Raw genomic sequence first — 18,317 nt, 5'->3', positions numbered from 1 at the left:
TCCATCACGCGGCTTACCGCATAAAATTAGTAAATAAGCACTTTTATCAAAGCCATTACACCCTAGAAATTTCGTTATAGCAAGAGTGTTTCGATTGAAATCCGGACTGCGGCAATCATTGCAAGCCGTTAATACCGCGCAGTTCCGGCATGGCCGGTTCCGTAGGCCGCAAATGTGTACTCTTCAACAAGGTTTCCAGGCGCGCGTAGCTGGTCTTGAACGGCGGCGGATTCTGCTTCAGTTCCGGCGCCTGCTCCATGCTGCGGCTGTTAAGTTCGATCAGGATGTAGGGCAGCACTGCCGTACCCAGCCATCCCGCGTAACCGGTAAATACCGTATAGGTTTCAAACGGCGTGCTGCCGGGCCGGCTCACTTTCAGCGCCACGCCGCCCTGCTGCGCCGTCAGTGCGCCGATGCGGGCGCTACGGGGCGCGATGCGTTCGACAATGAAAGGCTGGGCTTCCTGCTCGCCGCGGCTGCCGAACTTGCCGATGCCGCCGGTGGCGGCCGCCTGGACCAGCGGCACTTTCAAGGCGCGCGGATCGACATTGCCGGTGCTGATCGTATACAACACGCCGGGCGCGTCGGGCCAGCGCAAGGACTGCTTGATGGCGCTGACCGTTTTGCCATCGTCAGCGATAAAGCCATGCGGAATGCACAGGCCCAAGTCTTTCGGCACTTCATTGGCGGCGCGCGGGCGGAAGCTTTTCAGGAAGCGGATGAACTGCTGGCCATGCGCTGCCTCGCTATCCTTGTCGCGTATTTCTTGCGTGGATTCAAACACGTAGACATAATCGCCGCGCTTCAGGTGGCTGCGATAGATGGAATAGCGCACTGGGTTGACCGTTCCCGAACCTTCGCTGCTGCGGTAGCCTTCACTGCCGGGCAGGCCGGAATCAAATGCCTGATAGTTACTTTGCAGTTCCTTGATCTGCGCCTGCCTGCCGGTAACCGACTTTTGCGCCAGATAGCTCGCCTGACGGGTCCTGGCGTTGGCGGGCTGGCCTTTCAATTGGGCCAGTTCCGCCTCATCGTCCTTGAGCAGCGCCTGCAGCCTGTCGATCCTCGCTTGCGGCATGGCTTCCCGCAAGGCGGCCAGGTCTTCCTTGCCTAACGGCCCCAGCACGCCGATGCGGACATTTCCGACCTGTATCTCATCACCTTGGTGAAATACTTCCTCGCTGAAAGAGCGGTAAAAGATACCCGTGTCGGAAGCGTCCTTGTAGCGGGTCGGCCATTGCACCGGCGCATGCACGTCGAACACCAGCCGCCCCAGGCATTCGCGCGCCGTGCCGGCCGGCGTCACGTAACCGGATGCGGTCGCTTGCATCAGTTCCTGCGCCGTCGGCTTGCGCGACGGCACCGCCGGATCGGTCTGCTCAGCGCCCATGCCGTCGCCATGCGCGCCTGCAAACAGCAGGAGAGCGGCGAGATGGCGTACGGCACTACGCGGAAAACGAACTATCATCATGGGTAGCAATCAAAAAATACACTATTCTTCAGGCCGCGCTTTCGCTCTGGCCGGTTGGCGGGCGTTTGCCTGATTCAACGTGGGCGTAGGTTTCTTGCGGCAATGGATGGTCGACATCGTGCAGCCGTTTCTTCTCCTGATGGGCCAGCAGGGTCAGATTCATGCCAGATATATTGTTTTCGCCTGCCGTCCAGGTGACCGGCAAGGCCACGATAAAACCCTGCACGCCCACGGGAGCCGATTCGGGCGCGCGCGTTTGCGCCTCCCAGGAATGCGATTTGTCGCGCAAGATATCGGCATCGCGCCAGAAGCGCTCGTGGAACGGCATGTGGTGTTCCAGACTGCGCGTCCTGGCATTCCAGGTGGGCCAAATCGAGCTGGGCTTGCCGCTTGGCCGCGCCAGGAAAGCGAAGGCCTTGGCATACGCTTCCGCATTGGCAAGCGCCACTTTTTGAATCGCCTCCCAAGTGTCCGGGGCCGCCGGACGCAACAGGTGCTTGATCAGGTCCTTGGCCGGGGTGGCGCCATCGGTCAGGCCGAACAGTTTTTTCCACAGGCGCACCCGCAAGTCATGCACGTTGACGCTGACCTTGTCGCTATCGACACCATCGAGCTCGACATCGGTCTGGTTGTCATCCCTGACGACGACCGCCAGTTCCGAATCGCGCCCGCCCAGCTGGCTGCGGTCGTTGATATTGGCGCTGCCCAGGATCGCAACCCGGTCGTCGGCGATCAGCAATTTGGAGTGCACATAAATCTGCTCCGTCACGTGACGCTTGTCCAGGGTTTCCCATGAACGCAGGTTGAGCAAGGTCAGGTAGCTGGTCCACTTGTCGCCGGCCAGTTCGGCCAGCCGGTCCGGCGCGTAGCCGGCAACGGCTGTCCTGGCCTCTTCCGCTCCGAGTTTTTTGCTCTTGCGCAGAGCCCGCACCAGGATGGCGCGCCTGATCCGGTTAACCAGACTATCCTTGCCAAACACCAGCGACTGCATCGTCAAATGCAGCTGCGTCATGATATTGAGGGTGTCGAGCGTGCCTTCCGGATGTACCGGCAGCACCATGTAGACATGGAAGGGCAAGCCATCGTTGATGGCGCGCTCGATGCGCTGCGACAATGCCAGGCCGATCGGGTTGAGGATGCCCGGCTCTTCCTTGCCCATCATGCGCGTCGAGGTGATATCGGCATAGTTGCTCATCACATTGAACAGATCGGCCATGAAATCGCTGCCACCACCGGTAATGTCGGCCCTGACATCGTCGATCTGCGACCAGATCAGCTTGTCGATCATCTCCGCCGGCGGCACGCCGTACACGCCGAGCTGCCGCGCGTACTTTTCGTAGGCCGGCGACTTGCTGATATCGAGCAGCGCCGCCATGGGACCGGACAGCGGCCTGGTCTTGCTCGCATCGTCGCCATATTCCGATTGGAAAAACTGGCCCTCGATATAGATGAATTTCTGCGCCCCATTAATCGCCGTCAACATCGCCTTGAGGCAATTGTTCTGCGGCCACTCCGGCCTGGCCGAACGTTTACTACCGCGCGCATGCGCGGCCCGCTCGTCATTGAGCAGCTTCATCGGCGCGCTGCGCAACACTTGCACCCAGGCGTCGCCCGGCTGCGCATGCGTATTCGGCGGCGGCGCGGCGGCGATGCGCTGCAAGACCAATCTGGGCGTGCCGGACATGCCCAGTGCCTGGAACATCTTGATCAGCGCAGGCGGCATGCTGGCCTGGTACGATTTTTCATAGCGCTGGGCAATGCCATTCCAGCGCTCGATGAAGTTGCGGCTCAAGTCGCTTACCGACGGCCCGACGATGGCCGCATGCACGTCGTGCCATGGCATGCGCGGCTGCGTGGCGGCGAAGGTCTTGGCCCCGGTCGGCATGATCTTGCGCAGTTTTTTCAGGTTTTCATAGCGCGTGGGACGCGCGTCGGCCAAGGTCGACAGATAAGTGAGGACGCCGATCACGAAGGTCTCGAGCAGCTTGACCGTACCGCTGCGCAATTCGGGCGGCAGCTTGTTCAGCGAGCCGGCATTCAGCCACGACATCAGTGCCGTGCCGCCGTCGATCACATGCGCGCTGCCCGTGGTGCGCACGCCATCGACCTTGTCGCGCAAACCTTTGTCGAGCTGGCCGTAAGCCCAGCGCGATATATCCTGTGCGACATCGATCGGTATGTCCTGCAGCTTGCCGATAAAGTCGGGCATCAGGTCGATCGCCTGCCATTTGGCGGACATATTCTTCGATATCCGCGCGATGCCGTCCTTGGCATCCTGTACCACATCAAGCACGACGGCGACCGGCGTGGCCATGGCCGAGGTGGCGAACGTGGCCACGCCACCGACTTTTCCGCCGATGCAGCCGGCCAGCAGTTCGGCGCGCGTCAGGTAGGCCGTTTGCGCTTCGTTATTCATCTGGTCGATGGCCGGGATGCAAGTGTTGTACACCTCGTTGCCCTTGCGCGTGCCATGGCTGAGGGCAAACTTGCCATTGTCGCGGCGGCCATAGGCAAGGTCGATGCCGCCGACAAACGCGCGCTCATCGTCGATCACCACCAGTTTCTGGTGATGGGAAAAGCCGATGCCCAGCATGCCTTCCATGTCGCTCTGGGCGATCGCCGGCAAGGCGAACGCCTTGGCGGGGCCGTCGACGCCGGCATTGAGCTGGAAGATCGCCAGCACGGTTTCGAAGTCGCCCGTGTCGACGCCGACCTTGGGCGAAAGCCACGGCATCACGTACACTTTCGGCGCGGCGGGGCTGGCGATGGCCGTTTCCAGGCATTCGAACAAGGTCTTCGTCGCCGTCAGTTCGACATCGAAATTGACTTGCCAACCGGTGATGAAAATCGATTTTTTTGCCCCTTCGATGGCCTTGGCCACGGCCGTGAAATACTCTTCGCCGGTGACATAGAACTCGACGCGGTTACCCTTTTGCTGTTCGGAAAAGATGCTGCCCCACTTATGCTTGGGGAAATTCGGCAGTTCCTCGCCATCGTGCACGAAACAGCCGGGCGCCGACGTGGCCGGCGCGCTCGGCGTACCGTCCTCGGCCGTCAGTTGGGAGATATTTTTATTTGTCATGACACATGTCGCAGTCTGTTGCCGACGTGGCGTAGTGGGAAAGAAAGCGTCGCCATCAGACTTTCACCTTCGGCAGGATGTTTTTCAGGGTCAGCGAAGCCAGCGCTTCTTTCGCATAGCGCGCCTGCGGTGCCGCCGCCGCCTCGAAGATGGTGCCGTAGCGTCCGGCGCTGAAGTCCGCCGCCTGCATCGCATGGAACAGCTTGTCCTTGTCGCTCCAGTCGGGCGATTCGGTTTCCACGTTCAGCCGCACGCTGTGGCCCGGATACACGATCCATGTATGGTCCGGATTGCTCGCATAGACGGCGGCAAGCTTTTCTTCCTCTGCATCGCTGAGCTTGATATTCCCCGATGCATCGGTCTTGCCCTGCGCCACCAGCTTGACGTCGTCGATGAAATCCATGCCGTCGGGTTGCGCGCCATGGGCGATCTTCCACGGCGTGTGCGCCAGTGCATGGCCTTTCAGCCCCGGCGTATCGGCCAGGCGCAGCAAGAATTTCAAGGGCCGCAGCGCCAGCTCGGAGCGCGGCAGGCGCGGCAGCGGATAGCCGAGTCCTGCCGGCCCCAGAAAACTCTTCTTGCCCGCAAACACGGTGATCTTGCCGGGGCACTGGATGGTGATATTGCCGCCCTCGATTGTGATGTTGGCGCCGCCCGCCGTCGACAGGCGGATGCTTTTCGCTGCCGCCCAGTCGATGTGTGCGTTGGCACTGATGACGTTGACTTCCTCGCGCGCCTGCACCTTGATCTCGTCGGACTGGGCCTGCACCTCGATGGGCTGGCTGGCCGCCACCAGTTGGACGCCCAGCTCGCCTTCGCCCGGCTTGACGACGCCGCCCAGCATGCCGATCGCCTGGCCCGTGTGCAGTCGCCATTGGCCGCCGCTGGCGAACTGCGTATCGAGCCCGCTCATCAGTGTTGCCGTTTCGCCGTTGGCCAGTTGCATATCCTGGCCCGCCACCACGCCCAGGCCCGCCTTGGCCGCCACCGCGATGATGGCGTCGCTGCTGTGCGGCAGCTTGTCGTCGGCTGGCGCCGTGGGTTTACCGGCCGCGTCGCTCCTGGCGGCGTCCACGCTGTCGCGGCTCAGCATGCCCGAGGCACTGGTCAAGAATGCCGGCAACGGCGCGGCCTTGGCATCGAGCGCACTGCTGCCGGGCGCCGTCGCCCCCAGGTGCGCCGCATAGGCCACCCCCTGGTGCGTGACGGCCGCCTCGCTAAAGGTTTCGCCCAGCTTGGCCGCCTGCTTGAGCAGCGCCATGCCGGGCGCATTGTCGCCGGCTGGCTCGCGCGCCCGCGCGTCGTGGTTGACGAGGTAGCTGGAAATCAGCAGCCCGGCGCCCGCCCGCACCGCGCCATACGCATCGGTGCGCAACTCGGCGCCGGCGCCGCGCAGGCTGCCCCGGTAATTGTCGGCCGCGTGGATCAGGTGGCCAAGAGTGAGTTCGCTGGCCGCATGGCTGCTTTTCAGCTGTACCCGGCCCTGGCTGTCGGTGTCGTCGAACAACAGCTGGTTATAACCGGCCAGGCCGCCCGCCTTGCCGAATTCCTTGCTGCGGATGCCCCATTGCGCGCTGGCATTGCGGTGCGCCGCGCTGGCGCCAGCGGCGCCATGCCACAGCGGACTGTTGCCGCCCGCCACATTGCCCTGGCCCGCTACCGCGTGATCGTGTGCCGGCTGGAAAACGCCGGCGTCGCCAGGCTCGCCGCCAATACCGCCCGGGGTCGGTTTGCTTCCGCCCTCGCCCTGGCCGTTGTACAGCGCGCCGATGATGACGGGCCGGTCGATATCGTTTTCCAGAAATTGCACCAGCACTTCCTGGCCGATGCGCGGCAGGAACTGGCTGCCCATGCCGCCGCCAGCCGCGCGCTGCGCCACGCGCACCCAGCAGGTCGCGGCCGTTTCCTGTTGCCAGTGAAAGCGGATGCGCACCCGGCCCAGCCTGTCGCAATAAATCTCATCGGCGCCGCTGGCCGCGTCCTGGCCATCGGCGCCCACGACGATGGCGCTCTGGCTGCCGCAGGCGGTCGGTTTCGGATGCTGGCGCAATCCGTTTTCACCGAGCACCGGGCGCCACGGCGTGGCGGCGGGAATCGCTTCCAGATGATTGGCATAGCCGCTGGCCACCGCCTGGGCGATCACCTGCTCGACATGCTCGATGTGGCGCGGTCCCAGGTTCAGCGTGCCCAGGCTTTCCTGCAGCAGTTCCGGAATCGGGCCGAACAGTTCGGCCAATCCTTGCCTGGCCGGCGCCGGCAAGTTGTTGACGCCCACGCTGCAGACGCGCAGCACCGTATAAGCCGGGGCCGGCGCATCGCCGCCCGCCCCCTGCAGCGGCCCCTGTGTCAGGCTGAACCGCGTACCGGCGCGCAAGGTGCGCACCGTCGAGCGCGCAACGCAGCGTTCGCTGCGCGCTTCGAGCGCCTGCATCCGCAACAGCGCGTAGCGGCTGGCCTGGGCAGCGTCGGCATAGTAATACTGGCCCGGCGTATCGTAGCTTTCCAGCAATGGCGCATGCTGGCCGCCCACCGCCGTCCGGGTCGGCACGCCGGCCGCGACCGCCTGCTTGGCCTTGTAGTCATAACTGAGCACGGTCGCCAGCGCCGTGTTCAGCGAACGCGCCGTGCTGAACGCCTGCAGCGTATCGCCCTGCTCGCCGGCGCGCGCGCCATGAAAGCGGATGCCGCCGCCGGCCGCGCTGGAAGCATCTTCCGGCACCGCGCTGTCGGCGCTGCTGTCGGCAAACAGCACCAGGCAATGGCCGCCTTCCTGCTCCTCGAAGCGCCATGCGAGTCCTTCTTCGGTCAGCAGGCGGCCGACGAAATCGAGGTCCGATTCGCGGTACTGGCAGCAATAGCTGCGCACCGCGGCGCCATCCATGAACGGACGCGTGTCATCGCTCCAGCGCCACCTCGCCGCGGGAGCATAGGACTGGAATACGGACTCGACGATCTCGATCACGCTCTTGTCTTGCCAGACTCTGCTGTTACGCACCTGGCCCAGCCGCCACAGCCACGGTGTCAGGCGCAGCCGGTAACGCGCCAGGCCGCCGAAGCTGCCCAGCATGGCCGCCTCGCTGACATGGCCGCTGAAGCTGGCGCGGCTGCCATCAAACAGGCTCACTTGCAGCGTGGCCAGCTTGCCCAGCATGGGCGCCAGCGCCAGCTGGGCGCTGGTCGACAGCACGATGACATCGCGCGCGCCTTGTGTCTGCAATTGTTCGTCACCGGCGAACGCTTCCACCAGCAAGGGGCCCGCATCCTGCGCGCCGTCGCCTTCCAGCGTGATCTCGTACAAGCGCGTGATGCTGGAGAACGCTCCCAACGCGGCATCCACCTGCTCCAGCTGCGCTGCGCTCATCGCGCGCCTTTCGCAGCAGCCCTGGCCGCCTTGCATAACGGCTTGTCAGTGCGGCCGGCGCAGGTCCTCTGCCGGCAGCTATCGGCGGCCGCCGGTTTCAATTTGCTGCATTGCTGTAACTGGACTTGCAGGCTGGACGGCGCTTTTTTGGGCGGCGTACCAGCCTGGGCATGCGATACGAGCGCAGCCAGAAGCGCCAGGTCGTTTTCCTGTTCCGGCGTGACGGCGGGCTTGGCCGGAGCAGCGGGCTTGAGCGGTTTGGCTGGCGTTTTTTTCTGCGGCGCGCGCGCCGGCTTGGACGCGCTCTTCTGCGGGCTTTCCAGCGCCTTGCTCAGCACATCCTTGGGGCCGGGCACGGACGCCGGCGCTGGGACTGGCAAGTCGGCGCCCAGCATTTCGCTCAAGCTCTGCCGTGGCAGCGCCTGCTGTTCCTCCTCCCGGATGCTGGCAGCGGCGGTGACGGGCGCGGCGGCCACGGCCGGTGTTTCCGGCGCTGGTGCCGTACTGCTCAACGCGGGTTCGGCCACCGCCGCCGCCTCGTGTTGCCCCAGCCAGGCGCCGGTGGCCAGCAGCAACAAAGCGCCGGCCAGCATGCCGCCCCAGATGGGCCACCGGCTGGCGCGCCTGCCTTCATGCGGCACGGGCGCAGGCCGCCTGCCACCTTCGAGATGGTTGAGGATACGGCTGCGGTCGGCCTCGGCCTGTTGCGCTGGCGTCAATAAGCTGGGCCGTGTCGATGGCCGTGGGCTGTCGTCATTGCTTTGCAAAATCTTAACTCCTGTCAATATTTGCAATACCTTACGACAATAAAAAAAAGCGTGACGCATGTTAGGAAATCAACAGTGCGCACCCGGCGCACAATTGAAACTAAGCGCCCGTAATTAGCAAGTTAGTAAGATATACTCACAGGCAATATTAGCGCAAACGCTGGCGCAGCCGCATTCCACTGCCCATGCATGGCGCCTTTTTCGAGCGGGGTGGACGTGTTTCTACTGGCGGTGGCACTCTATTTTTTACTGGCATGCCTGATCAGCTGGCTCGTGCTGTTTCCATCGGGCCGCGAACTGCTGCTGCGGGCGCTGGCGACGGCCGAACAAGGCATCGGGGCACGGCTCGATCGGCTTGCCCGGCGCAGGAACGCCGGCCTGGACACGCTGCGCCGTGGTGGCGTCAGCACCTTGCTCGGCAGCGCGGCGTTCGTGCGCCGCCATTACCTGCTGTTCCTGGGCGGTGCGGCGGTGATGTGCCTGCCACCGGCAATCGCCTTGCTGGCAGGCAGCAAGAGTGTATTGGGCGGCTACGAAGTGTCGACGCGCGAAATGAATACGCAAGTATCGGCCCTGCTGCAAGGCGAACAGCTGGTGCCGCCGGTGGATCTGCCGCCGCTGGTGTTCGCCACCGAGGAAGTACAGCAAGTGCGGCCGATGCTGGTATCGGCCAGCCGCAACTGGACGCTGCTCAATACCGAGTACGCACAAAGGCTGCTGCTGGTGTTCAAGATCATGAAGGAAAAACATGGCTACGACATGGCCATCCTGGAAGGTTACCGCAGTCCGGAACGGCAAAACATGCTGGCCGGCATGGGCAGCAATGTCACCAATGCGGCCGCGTTCCAGAGCTGGCATCAGTATGGCCTGGCGGCCGATTGCGCCTTTTTGCGCGACGGCAAGCTGGTGATCTCGGAAAAAGATCCCTGGGCCATGCGCGGCTATCAGCTGTATGGCGAAGTGGCCGAATCGGTTGGCATGACCTGGGGCGGCCGCTGGAAAATGATGGATTTCGGCCACACGGAACTGCGCGTGCCTGGTGTGATGAAAAAACAACGATGACTTAAGGAGCACATATGGCTGGTCCTGTAATCAGATTGGGTGACAAGACATCGCATGGCGGTAGCGTGCTGGAGGCCTCGGCGGTGACGGACAGCGGCGGCATCGGCATCGCGCGCGTGGGCGACAAGGTTTCGTGCCCGCGGCCTGGCCATGGCACCTGCCCCATCGTCAGCGGCGACGCCAGCTGGATCGTCGATGGCAAGCCGGTGGCCCGCCAGGGCGACAAGACCAGCTGTGGCGCGGTGCTGATCGCCAGCCAGCAAGCCACCACGGATCAGCTATGACGTCCGGCCGCCACTGCAAGGGAGCGCGCTGATGCGCGCGTGGCTGCGGCGCAGCCTGCTGATATTGGCCGTGTTCGCCTTGTGCTGGGGCGGCGCGATCTGGTACTGGCGCACCAGCACGCGCATGCCGTCGACGGGCGACCTGGCCGGCAGCATGCTGGCGTTGCCGCTGGCGCTGCTCATCAGTTGGTGGCTGGGCAAGAAACTGCTGGCCAGGCTGACGGCGCCGGCGGCGGCATCTCCCGCGCTGGCTGACGCCGCCGGGGCCGACGCCGGGGCGCCCGGCAATGAACCTGCGCCGCGCGCGCCGCTGCACCTGGCCGCCGCCGCGCTGCGCATGCCGGGCGGCGCCTCGGCGCCGGAACTGGCGGCCGCGCTGCAAGACAAGCAGCAGCGCCCCGAACTCGACCCGGAACTGACCGACGCGCAAGGCTACCCGGTGATGAGCGCCCGCGTGGCCGACCTCGATGAACATGAGCAGAAGGCACTGCTGGACGACTGGCTGCGGACCCGTCCGGCCGATACGGCGCAGGGCGCAACAGCGCATTTCGATGCCGAACACTTGCGCGCACTGGCGCTGGGCGCGGACGTATTGACCGAACTGATGCAGGAAGCGGCGATGCACACGGAGCTCGACGACTACAAGGCGGCGCAACCGCGATCGCGCGCCGCGCTGGCGCTGCCGACCCTGCAGCTGCATCTGCTGTTGCCACCCGATTGGGACCAGCCGCAGCGCGACACGGGCGCCGCCTGGCTGCAGGCACAGGCGGAACAGCAAGGCTGGCCTGCCGGCAAGCTCGGCGTGCACCTGGCTGGCGACAGCGGGCCGCTGGCGCTGATCGAACAGCTGGCCGCGCAGGCTGCCTTGCAAGAGTTGCCTTGCCTGGCCATCGTGCTGGCCTGCGGTTCGCATATCGGCGAGCTGACCGTGCATGACTGGACCTCGCGCGGCCTGCTGTTCAATGCGGGCCAGCCGGGCGGGCAAATTCCCGGTGAAGGCGCGGCCGGCCTCTTGCTGGCCGACGCGGCCCAGGCGGCGGCGCTGCAGGTGGACACGCCGGTACTGCTGCACCATGCCAGCATGGCCGTGCGTGGCCAGTCGGCGGACAGCCGCGGCCACGGCGATGCCACCTTGCTGACCGAGCTGGGCGGCAAGGCGATGTCGGCGGCGTCTGTCGCCCCGGCCGCGATTACGCGGCTATACGCCGATACTGACCAGCGCTCGAGCCGCATGATCGAACTGATGAACAATGCCGGCACGCTGCTGCCCGATATCGATCTCAGCAACGATGTACTAAGCGTGGCGGCGGCCTGCGGCCAAAGTGGCCAGGTGGCCACCTTGGCGGCGCTCGTGCTGGCGCGGCACGAGGCGGCCGACAATGCCAGCCAGGTGCTATGCCTGAGCAACCTCGACGCTTTCCGCCGGGCCGCCGTGGTGGTGGGGGCGCCGACCCTTGCCCCTGAACCCCTCGCAGCGACATGACCCCTCCCTCCACCATGCCTATCAACCTCTCGCCCCTCATACTATGATGCAACGATTCTGGCATTCCATTACTACCCGTTTCAGCCTGTTCGCCATCGGCTTCGTGGCGCTGGCCGCACTGCTGGCCAGTTGCGCCATCATCTTCGAATGGCCGCTGGTATGGATCGTGCCGCCGCTGGCGCTGGTCCTGCTGGTCGCCAGCGCGGTATGGTGGCTGCAGCGCAGGCGCCGCCAGCGCGATGCCGCCCGGTTCGGCGGCATGCTGGAACAGCAGACGGCTGGCGCGGCGCCCAAGGCGGGCCCTACCCAGCGCGAGGAAACCGAAACCATCCGCAAGCGCATGCTCGAAGCGATCGGTACCATCAAGACGTCCAAACTGGGCCAGCTGTCAGGTGACGCGGCCTTGTATGAGCTGCCCTGGTATATGGTCATCGGCAACCCGGCGGCAGGCAAGAGCACGGCGATCGCCAATTCCGGCCTGCAGTTTCCTTTTGCCGACAGCAAGATCGTGCAAGGCATCGGCGGCACCCGCAATTGCGACTGGTTCTTCACCACCGACGGCATCCTGCTCGACACGGCGGGCCGCTATTCCGTCAACGACGAAGACCGCGCCGAATGGTTCGGCTTCCTGGCGCTATTGAAAAAACACCGCAAGCGCGCGCCGATCAACGGCATCATCATCGCCGTCAGCATTGCCGAACTGACTGGCAGCCGGCCCGAATTCGCCATCAATCTGGCCAAGAACCTGCGCCAGCGGGTGCAGGAACTGACGGAAAAGCTGGAAGTGCACGCGCCCGTCTACGTGGTGTTCACCAAGGCCGACCTGATTACCGGTTTCAACGAATTCTTCCAGGACACCGAACGGGGCGAACGCGACCGGGTATGGGGCGCCACCCTGCCCTACAGCCAGACCAGTTCCAAACAGGACGTACTGGAGCAGTTCGACCAGCGTTTCGACGAACTGTATGACGGCCTGAAAGAGCTGAGCCTGGCCAGCATGGCGCTGCAGCAGCAGGAACGCATGCCGCCGGGCGTGTTCACCTTCCCGCTCGAGTTCAGCGCGATCAAGGGTTCGCTGCGCGCCTTCATCGCCACCCTGTTCGAGGAAAACCCGTTCCAGTTCAAGCCCGTCATGCGCGGCTTCTATTTCACCAGCGCGTTGCAGGAAGGCATGTCGGTATCGGCCTCGTCGGAACGCGTGGCGCAGCGCTTCGATTTGAAATTGCAGCCGCAGCAACAGAACGCGGTACAGGACCAGCACGGCTATTTCCTGCTCAATCTGTTCCGCAAGGTGATCTTCGCCGACAGGGAGCTGGTCGCCCAGTACGCCAGTCCAGCCAAGACCCGCCTGCGCTACGCCACTTTCTTTGCCGCCACCGCGCTGGTGGGCCTGGCGCTGGCTGGCTGGAGCTGGTCCTACATGGCCAACCGCCAGCTGGTGGCCAATGTGCAGGCCGACCTGGACCAGGCGATCAAGGTGCAGGACAAGCGGCTCGACCTGCAATCGCGTTTCGAAGCGCTGGAAATCATGCAGGACCGGATCGAGCAGCTCGATGCCTACCGCAACAGCCGGCCCATCTCGCTGGGCCTGGGCCTGTATCAGGGGGAACTGCTGGAACGCAAACTGCGCGAAGAGTATTTCTCGGGTGTGCGTGAAGTGATGCTGACCCCGGTTGCGCAATCGCTGGAAGCCTTCCTGGCCGAGGTCAATGCCGGCGCCAGCCGCTTGCAGCCGATGGCCAGCACGCCGCAGTCGGGCGCGGTGTCGGCCGGCGCGGCCGCTACCCTGCCCGCGCCAGCCGGCACCCTGGCCGCACCGGTGGCCGCCACGCCGACGCCAGCCCTGGCCAGCGCCCCTGCCGCCGCACCGCCAGCCACGGCGGCCGCCGTCAACCTCGGCGCACAGCAGTTCAAGGACGCCTCGCCGGCCAATGTGGAAGACGCCTATAACGCCCTGAAAACCTATCTGATGCTGAGCGACAAGTCGCGCGCCGAAGCGAGCCACCTGAATGACCAGCTGACCCGTTTCTGGCGGGTCTGGCTCGACAGCAACCGCGGCAGCATGCCGCGCGAACAGATGATACGCAGCGCCGAACGCATGATTTCGTTCTACCTCACCCAGATCAACGACCCATCCTGGCCGCAGGTCGACAGCAAGCTGGCGCTGGTCGACCAGTCGCGCGACAGCCTGCGCCGCGTGGTGCGGGGCATGCCGGCCCGCGAGCGCGTGTACGCTGACGTCAAGGCGCGCGCCGCCACGCGCTTCGCCTCGATGACGGTGGCGCGCATTGTCGGCGAGCAGGACAAGGAACTGGTGCTGGGCAGCTACGCCATTCCCGGCACGTTTACGCGCGACGCCTGGGAACAATTCATCCAGCAAGCCTTCCAGGAAGCGGCCAACCGCGAACTGCAAAGCGCCGACTGGGTGCTGAAAACGGCGTCGAAGGACGATCTGACCCTCGAAGGCAGCCCCGAGCAGATCCAGAAAGCGCTGGTCGAACTGTATAAAACGGACTACGCCAAGGAGTGGCAGAAATTCATCCAGGGCGTCAGCATCCGCGAGTTGAACGGCTTCGACAACGCCGCGGCGGCCATGAACCGGCTCGGCGACCCGCAAACCTCGCCGATCAACAAGCTGATCGAAACGGTGTACAAGGAAACCTCGTGGGACAACCCTTCGCTGCTGGGCCAGGGCTTGCAGCGGGCACAGCGCGGCATGATGGGCTGGTTCAAGGAAACCATCCTGCGCCAGAAACCGTCCGGCATCAACGTCAATATCGGCAGCGGCGCGCCCGCCGCCGGCGCCTTGCCGATGGGGCCGGTGGGCCGCGAGTTTTCCGGTGTGGCCCGCCTGGTGGTGACCAAGGACAAGGACGCTTCGCTGATGCGCGGCTACATGGACGCGCTGTCGAAGCTGCGCGCCCGTTTCAACCTGATCAAGAACCAGGGCGATACGGGCCCCGGCGCCAAGCAGTTCATGCAGCAGACGCTGGACGGCACCGGTTCGGAACTGGCCGATGCGCTCAAATACGTGGATGAACAGATGCTGACCGGCATGACCGATGCGCAAAAGCAGGCCATCCGGCCGCTGCTGGTACGCCCGCTGATGCAGACGTTCGCCGTCATCATCAAGCCGACCGAGACGGAAATCAACAAGGTCTGGCTGGCGCAGGTACTCGAACCGTTCCAGAAAACCCTGGCGCCCAAGTATCCGTTTGCGCCCGCCTCGGGTAGCGAGGCCAGCAATGCCGATATCGGCCAGGTGTTCGGGCCGGAAGGCAGCATCGCCAAGTTCTTCAATACCACCATCGGCCCGCTGGTGGTGCGCCGTGGCGATTCGCTCAGCGCCAAGACCTGGGCCAACATGGGCATCGGCCTGGCGCCGTCCGTCGTGGCCAGCTTCCCCGGCTGGATCGCTCCGCTCAGCGCCAACGGCGTGGCCACGGCGGCCGGCGCCGGCGAAGCGCAAACCCGTTTCGACCTGCAGGCGCTGGCCGCCACCGGCGCCACCGAGTACACGATCGAGATCGACGGCCAGGCGCTGCGCTGGCGCGGCCAGCCGCAGCCATGGATCCATATGGTCTGGCCGAATCCGCAAGGTACGCCCGGCGCGCGCATCAGCGCCATCACGCCGGAAGGCCGCACGGTCGTGTTGCTCAACGAGCCTGGCCATTTCGGCCTGAAGAAAATGATCGATTCGGCCAAGCGCAAGCGCAAGGATGGCGGCGTATTCGAACTGAGCTGGGAAAACAGCGGCGTGAGCGTGGCGGCCAACCTGAAGATCGTCGCCACCCCGGCGCCGGTTGCGGCACCGGCCACCGCCTCGGGCGCCGCAGGCTTCCGCGGCCTGAAGCTGCCGGAAATCGTGGCCCAGAGCGTTCCGGCCGTCAACACTCCCGCGCCGGCAGGCACCACCGCGGCCAATGCCGCCGTCGCGCCATGAACCGCACCACCGCCACCCCGATCGGCTATTTCGGCAAGCTGCCCAGCCGCGGCGACTTCGTCAAGGCCAGCGACAACCCGGCCCTGCTGAAGATCCTCGACGACTGGCTGGCGCAGGCGATGGACCTGCTCAGCGCCGACGCGCGCTGGAAGCTGACCTACGATGCGCTGCCGCCCATGCATTTCGCCTTTATCGGCCCGCGCCGTGGACGCGCCATCGCCGGCCATATCGCCGCCAGCAGCGATGCCTCGTCGCGCCGTTTTCCCTTCCTGATGATGAGCACCATGGAAGTGGACCAGCCGGCCGCATTTGTCGCCAACAGTCCGCTGGTGCTGTCGCGCCTGTGGAACCGTTTCGAGGCGCTCAGCAACGACATGCGCGGCCCCGATGCGGGCAACGCGCTGCATGCGGCCAGCCATGCCAGCATCGACCTCGACCTGCGCGCCGCCGCCTATGAAGCCACCTTCAACGACTTCCTCGACATGCAGACGGTGGGCGAACTCGACGCGCTGCTGGCGCCCACCGGTTTCACGGGCACGGTGCGGCAGGTGCTGCTGGCGCTGGGCCTGCTGCTGCAGCCGGTGATGGCCAGCAGTTCCAGCCGGCTGGAGAAAAGCCTCGAATTGCCGCTGCCGGCCGACCCGCTGTACCGCAACATGGTGGCGGCGTTCTGGATGCACCTGATCACGCCGTTCCTGGCGCGCGCCGACTTCGAGCTGGCGCTGTTCATCACCCGGCTGCGCGGCCGCCAGACGCTGGTGCTGGGATTTTCCGGCGCCTCGGCGCAGACCCTGCATGTGCTGATGAACCCGCAAGCGGCGCTCGATCACCATATCGCGTTCGACGACCTGGACTGGGTCGAGGAACAGGTCGGCAGCGACTATGCGATCAAGAAAGTGTCGACCTATCTGGCGCAAGCCAACCTCTCGCTCAAATCGGCGCACGATTCCTTGCGCGCCGCCTTTATCGGAACCTGACCATGCGCCTATCCCGTATCGTTCTCTTCCTCGGCATGGCGCTGGCCGCCATGTCCGCTTCGGCGCAAGCGCCCACAGCGATACCCACGGCCGCCACGCCGCAGCCAGGCCAGGTGCTGGCCTCCGGTACCGTGCCCGACGAAGCGAGCAAGGCGGCCGTGCTGGTGCGCCTGCGCGAGCTGTACGGCACCGACAAGGTGGTCGACCAGATCGCCGTCGGCCAGGTGGTGATGCCCGCCAACTGGAACGCGTATGTGCAAAAGCTGCTGTCGCCCAACCTCAAGCAGATCAGCCGCGGCCAGCTGAAAATCGACGGCAGTGTCGTCAGCGTGCGCGGCGAAGTGGCGAACGAGGCGCAGCGGCAAAAAATCGCCAGCGATATCGCCACCAGCCTCAATCCCACCTACACCGTCAACAATGGCCTGCGCGTGTCGGCCAGCGAGCAAGGCGTGCTCGACACAACCCTGGCCAACCGCACCATCGAGTTTGAAAGCGGCAAGGCCACCTTGACGCCGTCGGGCCGCGCCATCCTCGATGAAATGGCGGCAGCCATGCAAAAGCTGGCCGGCCGCAAGGTCGAGATCATCGGCCATACCGACAACCAGGGCTTGCGCGCCAGTAACCAGAGCCTGAGCCAGGCGCGGGCCGAGGCCGTCAAATTCTACCTGGCATCGAAAGGCATCCACGGCGACCTGCTGACGGCATCGGGCCAGGGCTCCGACCGGCCGATCGCCAGCAACGACACGGCGGACGGGCGCGCCCGCAACCGGCGCATTGAATTTCGCATGGCGCAATAACCATCCATCAGAGGACCACATGTTTTCAGCCGAACAGTTATTACTTCCGATCAGCAATGAACAACCGGCAGGCGTGGACCTGGCGTTTTCGCCCGAACTCGACGCGATCACGTTGGCACGCAAGTTCGACGACCCCACGCTCGACCAGGGCGAATGGGTTGCCGACCTGAAGGAGGCCGACTGGGACTTCGTCGTGCGCAGCTGCGCCGGCCTGCTTGCCGGCAGCAGCAAGGATCTGCGCCTGGCCGTCTGGCTGACAGAAGCGGGCACCAAGCGCCACCACCTGCGCGGCATGGCCGAAGGCTTGCTGGTGCTGGCGGGGCTGTGCGAAAAATTCTGGGACCGGGGCCTGTTCCCCGAAGCCGAGGACGGCGACCAGGAGCAGCGCATCGGCAACCTGAGCTGGATACTCTCGCGCATCCCGGCGCTGCTGCGCGAAGTGCCCATCACGGGCGGCCCGGGCGGCGCTTTTTCCACCATCGATTTCGAGACTGCGCGACGCCAGGCCGCCCCGGGGGATTCCGCCAGGCAGCATGAGGGCGTCAAGCTGTCCGACATGGAAGCGGCGCGGCGCAACAACTCGGCCGCCTTTTGCGCCAGTTTCGCCGTCGACGCGCAAGATTGCCTGGAAGCGCTGCGCAAGCTTGAAAGAGTCGTCGACGCCCGGCTGGGCAACGACAGCCCGGCCTTTTCCACGGCACGCGAAGCCGTCGAAGCGATGCTGCGCGTAATGCCCTCCAGTGCCGGCGTGGCGCCCGCCGTGCCCGCCGCTGTGGCGGATGGCGGTCTGGCCATGGCAGAAAGCGCGATGGCGCCGGCCGTGACAGCGATCCCGGCCGGCCCGCCAGGCGCCATCACCACGCGGGCACAGGCGATCGAGCAACTGCGCGCCGTGGCGCAATTCTTCCGCCGCAGCGAACCGCACAGCCCCGTCTCCTATTTTGCCGACAAGGCCGCCAATGCGGCCGACCAGGATTTGCACAGCTGGCTGCGTTCGGTGGTCAAGGATGCCGGTTCGCTGGCGCATATCGAAGAGCTGCTGGGCGTGCAACCGCCCGGCAATGGCTAGATTAATGTCCCTCTGGCGGCG

The 18,317-nt window shown here is 64.9% G+C and carries 11 protein-coding genes; 7 read left to right on the top strand and 4 right to left on the bottom strand.

What is annotated here, in order from left to right:
- Positions 1 to 115: 115 nt before the first annotated feature.
- The 4 genes from V3C40_RS24450 to V3C40_RS24435 are packed head-to-tail and all read right to left on the bottom strand — an operon-like array spanning position 116 to position 8,681.
- Positions 116 to 1,471, bottom strand: coding sequence for a T6SS immunity protein Tli4 family protein (locus V3C40_RS24450; protein ID WP_331778752.1), 1,356 nt, complete (start codon positions 1,469 to 1,471; stop codon positions 116 to 118).
- Positions 1,472 to 1,499: 28 nt separating this feature from the next.
- Positions 1,500 to 4,553: a phospholipase gene (locus V3C40_RS24445; protein WP_331778751.1), complete on the bottom strand. Its 3,054-nt coding sequence runs from the start codon at positions 4,551 to 4,553 to the stop codon at positions 1,500 to 1,502.
- A 55-nt stretch (positions 4,554 to 4,608) separates the two neighbouring features.
- Entirely contained in the window at positions 4,609 to 7,914 is a 3,306-nt protein-coding gene (locus V3C40_RS24440) for a type VI secretion system Vgr family protein (RefSeq protein ID WP_331778750.1), read from the bottom strand.
- Positions 7,911 to 8,681 (bottom strand): hypothetical protein, encoded by a 771-nt coding sequence (locus V3C40_RS24435; RefSeq protein WP_331778749.1) that lies wholly within the window; start codon positions 8,679 to 8,681, stop codon positions 7,911 to 7,913. Before V3C40_RS24435 ends, V3C40_RS24440 begins: the two co-directional genes overlap by 4 nt.
- A 216-nt stretch (positions 8,682 to 8,897) precedes the next feature.
- Between V3C40_RS24435 and V3C40_RS24430 the strand changes: the two genes are divergently transcribed.
- From V3C40_RS24430 to tssA, 7 genes are read left to right on the top strand one after another with little or no spacing between them, the layout of a single operon-like run.
- Positions 8,898 to 9,743, top strand: coding sequence for a M15 family metallopeptidase (locus V3C40_RS24430; RefSeq protein ID WP_331778748.1), 846 nt, complete (start codon positions 8,898 to 8,900; stop codon positions 9,741 to 9,743).
- A 14-nt stretch (positions 9,744 to 9,757) separates the two neighbouring features.
- On the top strand, positions 9,758 to 10,027 hold the full coding sequence (locus tag V3C40_RS24425; RefSeq protein WP_034754859.1) for a PAAR domain-containing protein: 270 nt from the start codon (positions 9,758 to 9,760) through the stop codon (positions 10,025 to 10,027).
- Between the two features lie 31 nt (positions 10,028 to 10,058).
- On the top strand, positions 10,059 to 11,510 hold the full coding sequence (locus tag V3C40_RS24420; protein WP_331778747.1) for a hypothetical protein: 1,452 nt from the start codon (positions 10,059 to 10,061) through the stop codon (positions 11,508 to 11,510).
- A 46-nt stretch (positions 11,511 to 11,556) separates the two neighbouring features.
- Entirely contained in the window at positions 11,557 to 15,453 is a 3,897-nt protein-coding gene (gene tssM / locus V3C40_RS24415) for a type VI secretion system membrane subunit TssM (protein WP_331778746.1), read from the top strand.
- Positions 15,450 to 16,430 carry a type VI secretion system-associated protein TagF gene (gene tagF, locus V3C40_RS24410; RefSeq protein ID WP_034754871.1) on the top strand — a complete coding sequence of 327 codons (981 nt, stop codon included), beginning with the start codon at positions 15,450 to 15,452 and terminating at the stop codon, positions 16,428 to 16,430. Before tssM ends, tagF begins: the two co-directional genes overlap by 4 nt.
- Before the next feature lie 2 nt (positions 16,431 to 16,432).
- Complete coding sequence (locus tag V3C40_RS24405; protein ID WP_331778745.1) at positions 16,433 to 17,227, top strand: OmpA family protein; 795 nt, start codon at positions 16,433 to 16,435, stop codon at positions 17,225 to 17,227.
- 19 nt (positions 17,228 to 17,246) lie between these two features.
- Positions 17,247 to 18,296: a type VI secretion system protein TssA gene (tssA, locus tag V3C40_RS24400; RefSeq protein WP_331778744.1), complete on the top strand. Its 1,050-nt coding sequence runs from the start codon at positions 17,247 to 17,249 to the stop codon at positions 18,294 to 18,296.
- The last annotated feature ends 21 nt before the right edge of the window (positions 18,297 to 18,317 follow it).

This window comes from Janthinobacterium sp. LS2A (assembly GCF_036543145.1).
GTDB classification, from domain to species: domain Bacteria; phylum Pseudomonadota; class Gammaproteobacteria; order Burkholderiales; family Burkholderiaceae_D; genus Janthinobacterium; species Janthinobacterium aestuarii.
The sequence above is the reverse complement of the archived record's forward strand: the minus strand, read 5'-3'. Positions and strand labels throughout refer to the sequence as shown.